This is a genomic window from Brevundimonas sp. (assembly GCF_003248455.1).
Taxonomy (GTDB): domain Bacteria; phylum Pseudomonadota; class Alphaproteobacteria; order Caulobacterales; family Caulobacteraceae; genus Brevundimonas.
The window spans coordinates 73,458-80,199 of sequence record NZ_QFNM01000015.1 but is presented as its reverse complement, the minus strand read 5'-3'; the positions used below and the strand labels follow the sequence as shown (position 1 = coordinate 80,199).

At 68.1% G+C, this 6,742-nt stretch carries 8 protein-coding genes; 2 read left to right on the top strand and 6 right to left on the bottom strand.

What is annotated here, in order from left to right; genetic code table 11:
* Nucleotides 1-399: GTP-binding protein (locus tag DI624_RS07650; RefSeq protein ID WP_291537190.1), on the bottom strand; the 399-nt coding region annotated here is incomplete at its 3' end.
* Between the two features lie 200 nt (nt 400-599).
* Between DI624_RS07650 and DI624_RS07645 the strand changes: the two genes are divergently transcribed.
* A complete protein-coding gene (locus tag DI624_RS07645; protein ID WP_291537189.1) occupies nt 600-758 on the top strand; it encodes a hypothetical protein in 159 nt (52 codons plus the stop codon).
* Nucleotides 759-783: 25 nt separating this feature from the next.
* Here DI624_RS07645 and DI624_RS07640 read toward each other — a convergent pair whose 3' ends face one another.
* Nucleotides 784-1,158 (bottom strand): hypothetical protein, encoded by a 375-nt coding sequence (locus tag DI624_RS07640; RefSeq protein WP_291537193.1) that lies wholly within the window; start codon nt 1,156-1,158, stop codon nt 784-786.
* 228 nt (nt 1,159-1,386) lie between these two features.
* Between DI624_RS07640 and DI624_RS07635 the strand changes: the two genes are divergently transcribed.
* A complete protein-coding gene (locus DI624_RS07635) occupies nt 1,387-3,525 on the top strand; it encodes a malate synthase G (RefSeq protein WP_291537188.1) in 2,139 nt (712 codons plus the stop codon).
* A gap of 164 nt (nt 3,526-3,689) precedes the next feature.
* On the opposite strand, the gene DI624_RS07630 is transcribed toward DI624_RS07635, so the two are convergent.
* The 4 genes from DI624_RS07630 to DI624_RS07615 all read right to left on the bottom strand — a co-directional run bounded on the left by DI624_RS07630 (nt 3,690) and on the right by DI624_RS07615 (nt 6,681).
* Nucleotides 3,690-4,676 carry a TraB/GumN family protein gene (locus tag DI624_RS07630; RefSeq protein WP_291537187.1) on the bottom strand — a complete coding sequence of 329 codons (987 nt, stop codon included), beginning with the start codon at nt 4,674-4,676 and terminating at the stop codon, nt 3,690-3,692.
* 52 nt (nt 4,677-4,728) lie between these two features.
* Complete coding sequence (locus DI624_RS07625) at nt 4,729-4,917, bottom strand: helix-turn-helix transcriptional regulator (protein WP_220675691.1); 189 nt, start codon at nt 4,915-4,917, stop codon at nt 4,729-4,731.
* 3 nt (nt 4,918-4,920) lie between these two features.
* Nucleotides 4,921-5,379 carry a hypothetical protein gene (locus DI624_RS07620; protein WP_291537186.1) on the bottom strand — a complete coding sequence of 153 codons (459 nt, stop codon included), beginning with the start codon at nt 5,377-5,379 and terminating at the stop codon, nt 4,921-4,923.
* Between the two features lie 84 nt (nt 5,380-5,463).
* On the bottom strand, nt 5,464-6,681 hold the full coding sequence (locus tag DI624_RS07615) for a DNA recombination protein RmuC (protein ID WP_291537185.1): 1,218 nt from the start codon (nt 6,679-6,681) through the stop codon (nt 5,464-5,466).
* Nucleotides 6,682-6,742 lie beyond the last annotated feature (61 nt).

Here is a 6,742-nt window from a genome sequence, read left to right as displayed (position 1 = left end):
GCGCAGGCGGCAGACCTCGAACAGCTTCAGCGTCTGCGGCTCGATCCCCTTGGCGGCGTCCAGCACCATGATGGCGCAGTCGGCGGCGGTCAGGGTGCGATAGGTGTCTTCCGAGAAGTCCTCGTGCCCAGGCGTGTCGAGCAGGTTGAACATCTTGCCGTCGTGCTCGAACGTCATGACCGAGGCGCTGACGGAAATCCCGCGCTCCTTCTCGATCTTCATCCAGTCCGAACGGGTGCGCCGGTTCTCGCCGCGCGCCCGCACCGCGCCGGCCGCGCGGATGGCGCCGCCGGCCAAGAGGATATGCTCGGTCAGGGTCGTCTTGCCCGCATCGGGGTGGGCGATGATGGCGAAGGTTCTGCGGCGCGCCGCTTCTTCGGGCAGAGTCAGGGTGGACATGGCGCGCGACTACCCCGCCCCGCGCCGAAAGTCACTCGCTGGCGGGCGCGCACATGACATCACCATGTTGCGCCAGATCAAATAACCCCTCGCCATCAGGGGCTATTGGAGTCATGGTCGGCTCTGAGGTGACGATCAGGCCGACAGAGTCTGACGCCCTCCCCGGATTTTTCCGGGATCATAGGGAAAGGAAACGAACGATGGCTGTGATCCATCCTCAAGACCGCACCGCCCACCCCCGCACGGATTATCCGGTCGGGCGCAGACCCCTTCATCCCGCCTTGGGCCTGATGATCGGCTTCGGCTTCATCGTCGCGGTGGCGACGATGGTGCACGTCGTGTTCAATACGGTGATGTGACGCGAAGCCTCAAGGCCGTCCGACCTCAGGCGGCCATTCGGTTCCAGACGGCGCGGTCGGCGGCGACGGCGTCGAGGCGATGGCCCTTGGCCTGGAGTTGGCGCATGACGGCGCCGGGCAGGGCGCAGAAGCGCGGCTCGACCAGATCGGGGTCGCAGGCGACGGCCGGGGCGGCGAACAGGGCGGCGTTGACGTCCGGGCTGCGTTCGGCGATCAGCCAGGCCAGACGGCGCGCGCGCTCGGGGTCGTTCCTGTGCAGCAACGGATTCTCGGCGAACAGCTCGCAGCCCAGTTCCAGCACATAGTCGAAGGACAGCTTCTCGAACCGGCGCGTGTCGGCGGGCGTGACCGGGCAGGCCTCGTCCAGGTCGAACACCACATCGTTCAGAAGAAACAGCATCGGGAAACGCTCGACCGGATCGGACGCCATGTCGTCCGTAAGGCCGACCATAGGGGCCGCCGCTTGCGGTCTCGTTCACGGACGCGGTTAAGGGTTTCTGACCAGGCGGCGCGGCCGTTAGACGAAAAGCGACCCCGGTGACGCGACGTGACCCTTGCGCGGGCGAGCGGGCTCCGCTTACCTCATCACGCATTGTTACAGGCCGGCCGCGCCGGAGGAGACGCCGTGATGACGACCCATGAAGATCGCGCCGGATTGCAGGTGGCGGGCGAGTTGACCGCCCTGATCGAGCAGGACGTTCTGCCGGGGCTGGGTCTGGATGCGGCGTCCTTCTGGATCGGCGCGGCGGACATCTTCGCCCGGTTCGCGCCGGAAAACCGCGCCCTGCTGGAACGACGCGACGCCCTGCAGGCGCAGATCGACGACTGGCACAGGGCGCGGCGGGGTCAGCCCTACGACGTCGGGACCTCCGAGGCCTTCCTGCGCGAGATCGGCTATCTGGCCGAGGAGCCGCAGCCTTTCACGATCACGACCGAAGGGGTGGACGCCGAGATCGCCCGCATGGCCGGGCCGCAGCTCGTCGTGCCCGTCCTGAACGCGCGTTTCTTGTTGAACGCCGCCAATGCGCGCTGGGGCAGCCTGTACGACGCCCTGTACGGCACGGACGCCCTGGGCGACCTGCCTTCGGGCAAGGGCTATGATGCGGGGCGGGGCGCACGGGTGGTGGCGCGGGCCAAGACCCTGCTGGACGAGGCGGCGCCCCTGGCCCGAGGTTCGCATGCCGACGTCGCCGGATGGTCGGTCGTGGACGGCGCCTTGTCGCCCGCGCTGAAGGATGCGGCGCAGTTCGTCGGTTTCCGCGGCGAGGCGGCGTCGCCGTCCTCGATCCTGCTGGTTCACAACGGCCTGCATATCGAACTGGTCATCGACCGGGATCATCCGGTCGGGCGCGGCGATGCCGCGGGGCTGGCGGACGTGGTGCTGGAATCGGCCCTGACCACCATCGTCGATCTGGAGGATTCCGTCGCCGCCGTCGATGCGGCGGACAAGACCGAGGCCTATCGCAACTGGCTGGGCCTGATGCGCGGCGACCTGTCGGCGACCTTCGACAAGGGCGGAGAGACCCTGACACGGGCGCTGGAGCCGGATCGTCACTGGACGGCGCCGGACGGATCGACGGTGACGCTGAAGGGGCGTTCGCTGCTGTTCGTGCGCAACGTCGGTCATCTGATGACCACCCCCGCCATTCGTCTGGCCGACGGGTCCGAGGCGCCCGAGGGCATCATGGACGCCATCGTCACCAGCCTGATCGCCCTGTACGATCTCAAGGGACTCGGCGGATTCGGCAACAGCGCGACGGGCTCGGTCTATATCGTCAAACCCAAGATGCACGGGCCGGACGAGGCCGCCTTCACCGATCGGCTGTTCGACGCCGTGGAGGACCTGCTGGCCCTGCCGCGCCATGCGATCAAGGTCGGGGTGATGGACGAAGAGCGGCGCACCTCGGCCAATCTGGCGGCCTGCATCCAGGCGGTGAAGGACCGGATCGTCTTCATCAACACCGGCTTCCTGGACCGCACCGGCGACGAGATTCACACCGTCATGCAGGCGGGACCGGTCGTGCGAAAGGCGGACATCAAATCCAGCGCCTGGATCGCCGCCTATGAGGCCAGAAACGTCGCCATCGGCCTGAAATGCGGCCTGTCGGGCCGGGCCCAGATCGGCAAGGGAATGTGGGCGGCGCCCGACCGGATGGCGGACATGCTGGAACAGAAGATCGGTCATCCCCGAACCGGCGCCAACACCGCCTGGACCCCGTCGCCGACGGCGGCGACCCTGCACGCCCTGCACTATCACGCCGTCGATGTTTTCGCGGTGCAGAAGGATGTCGCACGCCAGCCGGCGCCGGGGCTGGAGGCCCTGCTGACCCCGCCGCTGGCCAACGGGGCGAACTGGTCCGAGGCCGAGGTGGCGGCCGAACTGGACAACAACGCCCAGGGCATCCTCGGCTATGTCGTGCGCTGGATCGACCAGGGCGTCGGCTGCTCCAAGGTGCCCGACATCCACGACATCGGCCTGATGGAGGACCGGGCGACCCTGAGGATCAGTTCGCAGCACATCGCAAACTGGCTGCTGCACGGGGTCTGCACGCCCGAACAGGTCGAGGCGGCCTTCCTGCGCATGGCGGCCAAGGTGGACGGCCAGAACGCCGGCGATCCTCTCTATCGGCCGATGGCTCCCGCCCCGGAGGCCAGCCCGGCCTATCGGGCGGCGCGCGCCCTGGTCTTCGAAGGGGCGGCGCAGCCGAACGGCTATACGGAGCCGCTGCTTCACGCTTGGCGGCTGAAGGCGAAGGGCCGCGTCTAGGCTTGGTCGCTTCAGCCGGAACCGCTTTCGCGGTTCTGGCTGAAGCGTAAATCAGGCCATCGCTTGCATCAGGACATCGCCGGTCCAGACCTCACTGTTTCAGGCGGGCCGCAGGAGACCCTTTCACGGCCTGGAATAATGAGACTGGAGGGCGCTGATCGGCTTCACTCCACCGTTTCGACCGTGACGCCGCGCTGTTTCAGGATCGCCTGAACGCTGTCGTCGCCCGTCAGGTGCCCGGCGCCCACGGCGATGAAGGCCGTGCCGGAGCCTTGCAGCAGGGTCTGGATCTGGTCGGCCCAATCGGTGTTCCGGTCGACCAGCAGCGCCTGATACAGGGCCGGCGAGGCGTCCTTCAACTCGGCCACCATGATGCGGTCGATGGCGCCGATGTCGCCGCTGGCCCAGGCCGAGACCATTTCGTCCAGCTGGGTCGCGGCCTTTTGATAGTCCTTCAGGGTTTCGCGCAGGAAGGCCATCTGCACCTCGTCGGGCAGGTTGGCCAGAATGCCGACCTGTTTGTCGATGGTCTCGAAGGCGTGGATCGGCTTGCCCGCCGCCTCGGCTCGCGCCTTCAGCACCAGTTCCACGCCGGACTTGGGATCGTAGCCCGCCTTGACGAGAGGGGCGACCGACAGGGTGAGGGCCGCCAACCAGGGCTTGAACGGCTGAAGCTGGGCGGCCGACGACCCCATGGCGCCGGCGGCCGCCTCCAGTTCGGCGTTCTCCTCCGGCGTCAGGCGGCTGGACAGGGGCGTGTCCAGCGACAGGCCGTGCTGCTGGATCAGCGGCATGATGGCGGCCTGATCGTCGGGGTTGCTGATCTCGAACCAGATATCGGACGCGCTGTCGAAGGCGGCCTGGACGCGCGGGCTGGCCCAGCCGGTCGTCGGACGCAGCACATGGACCGAGCCGAACAGATAGAGGGTGGAATCGGCGTCCCTGACCACCCATAGCGCCGGACCGCGCCCCTCGATCGGCGCCGGAGCCGGCGCGGGCGTCGCCGACGGCTGGACCTGGGGCTGGGCCTGGGCCTGGGCGTCGAGAGGCGAACCGGCGACGGCGCAGAACAGGGCCAGGCCGGCGGCGGCGCCCAGCGCGCCGCGCGCGAGGGTGGAGGCCGAGGTCTTGAGCAAACGGGCGAAAGTCATGGTCGATCCTTGTGGCGAAACGAGATTGAAATGAAGCGGCCTGGACCGCCGACTATTCCGAGAAGATGGATTCGATGGGCTGGCCGAAGATGCGGGCGATCCTGAAGGCCAGCGGCAGCGAGGGGTCGTAGCGCCCGGTTTCCAGCGCATTCACGGTCTGGCGCGACACGCCCAACTGTTCGGCCAGCTGCGCCTGGCTCCAGTCGCGTTCGGCGCGCAGCACCTTTAGACGGTTGTTCATGGCTCAAGCTCGCATCCGCGCCAGCCACCACCAGGCCCAGACTACGACATAGCCGATCAGCATGGGGGCGATCATCAGGGCCGCGCCGGCGGACAGATAGTCGATCGGCGCCGCCCCCGACCCGACATGGCGGGCGATGACGTCGCGCCAGGGCCCGGCGGAGGAGAGGATCAGGGCGACGCCGCTGACGCACATTCCCGCGGTTCCGCCCCAGTACCAGGCGGCCTTGTGCGCCTCGCGCGCGGCTTCGTCGATGACGCGCATCCATTCCGCTCCGATCCACAGGGCCCCGATCATGATGGCGACGGCGAAGATCGCCGTGACGATCAGTTCGGCCAAGTCGCCGTCGACCCAGCCGCTGGATGCGGCGTAGCCGGCCATGACGCCGCCCAGGAAAGCGAACAACAAACCGCCGCCGAACGTGATCGCGGCCGCCCTGATCACGGCGCCCCACTTGCCCATCAGTCAACACCCCTTGTCCATTTGACAAGGAACATTGTCATACACGGATGGCGTTAGTCAAGTGACCTTTCCATGATTTTGGAATCAGTCCGAGGATGGGGAGGCGATCAGTTCGGGGCGGCTGAGAACGCGAGGTGCGGTCTCGACCGGCGCCAGATCGGGCAGGGTCTTGCCCTGATGGTCCACCTGCAGGTCCTCGAACCGTCTGGCCGAGACCATGACCTGGCTCTCCAGCGAGCCGACGAACTGATTGTATTTGCCGACCGCCTGGTCCAGCGCCCGGCCGATGGCCGAGGCGTGGCCGCCCATGACCGACAGCCGTTTGTAGAGCTCGCGGCCCAGGGCGGCGACCTTGTCGGCGTTGGCCGCCTGCTCCTCCGCGCGCCAGCCATAGGCCACAGCCTTGCACAGGGCGAACAGGGTGGAGGGGGTGGCGATGACCACGCGCGATTCCATCGCGTCGGACAACAGGTCCGGCGCATGGTCCAGCGCCGTGGCCAGAAAGCTGTCGCCCGGCACGAACAGGACGACGAAATCGGGGCTGGGCTTGAACTGGTCCTGATAGGCCTTGGACGACAGCTGGCGCACATGGGTCTTGAGGCTGGCGGCGGTGCGCAGGCCCACGGAGCGGGCGCGCGCCTCTTCGTCCTCGTCCTCGTCGGCGAAGGCCAGGGGCACCTTGGCGTCGATCACGAACATGCCGCCGCCGGGCAGGCGCACGATGAAGTCCGGCCGGTTCTGACGGCCCTCGTCGTCGGCGCTGGAGGTCTGTTCGGTGAAGTCGAACCGGCCGGCCATGCCGGCGGCCTCCAGCACGTTTCGGCAGGTCTGTTCGCCCCAGCGGCCGCGCCGGCCGGTGTTGCCGCGCAGGGCCTCGGTCAGTTTGCGCGCCTCGTCGCGGGTGGCGGACGAGGCCGCCATCAGGGCCGCCAGCTGTTCGCGCAGGCCGCCGGTCTCCTCGGACCGGGTTTTCTCCAGCGCGGCGACATGTTCCTGGAACTTGGTCAGGGTGTCGGCGACCGGCTTCAGCTGAGCGGCCATCCTTTCGCGGGCCAGCAGGTCCTGGGCGCGGAAGGTCTCGGTGGCGCGGCTGACCATCTGGTCGGCCACGACCTGGGCCGACTGGGCCGCCTGGGCCTTGAGCAGTTCGGCCATGGTGACGCGGCTGTCCTCGACCGCTTCGACGCGCCCCTGGGCCGCCGCCAGTTCGCCGCGCGTCCTCTGCCAGCCCATGAAGGCCCACAGGAAACCGCCCCCGCAGGCGGCGGCGACAAGGGCGAGAACGACCACGATCATGTTCATGCTCCGTTCCTAGCGGGAGTCGCCCGTCATGAGAAGCGCGGCCCGCGTAGGCCCGCGCGTT

Excerpts from the sequence above, each read along its gene's own strand:
- DI624_RS07615 (WP_291537185.1), bottom strand. The coding sequence starts at position 6,681 with ATGAACATGATCGTGGTCGTTCTCGCCCTTGTCGCCGCCGCCTGCGGG.
- DI624_RS07630 (WP_291537187.1), bottom strand. The coding sequence starts at position 4,676 with ATGACTTTCGCCCGTTTGCTCAAGACCTCGGCCTCCACCCTCGCGCGC.
- DI624_RS07645 (WP_291537189.1), top strand. The coding sequence starts at position 600 with ATGGCTGTGATCCATCCTCAAGACCGCACCGCCCACCCCCGCACGGAT.
- DI624_RS07625 (WP_220675691.1), bottom strand. The coding sequence starts at position 4,917 with ATGAACAACCGTCTAAAGGTGCTGCGCGCCGAACGCGACTGGAGCCAG.
- DI624_RS07640 (WP_291537193.1), bottom strand. The coding sequence starts at position 1,158 with ATGCTGTTTCTTCTGAACGATGTGGTGTTCGACCTGGACGAGGCCTGC.
- DI624_RS07635 (WP_291537188.1), top strand. The coding sequence starts at position 1,387 with ATGACGACCCATGAAGATCGCGCCGGATTGCAGGTGGCGGGCGAGTTG.
- DI624_RS07620 (WP_291537186.1), bottom strand. The coding sequence starts at position 5,379 with ATGGGCAAGTGGGGCGCCGTGATCAGGGCGGCCGCGATCACGTTCGGC.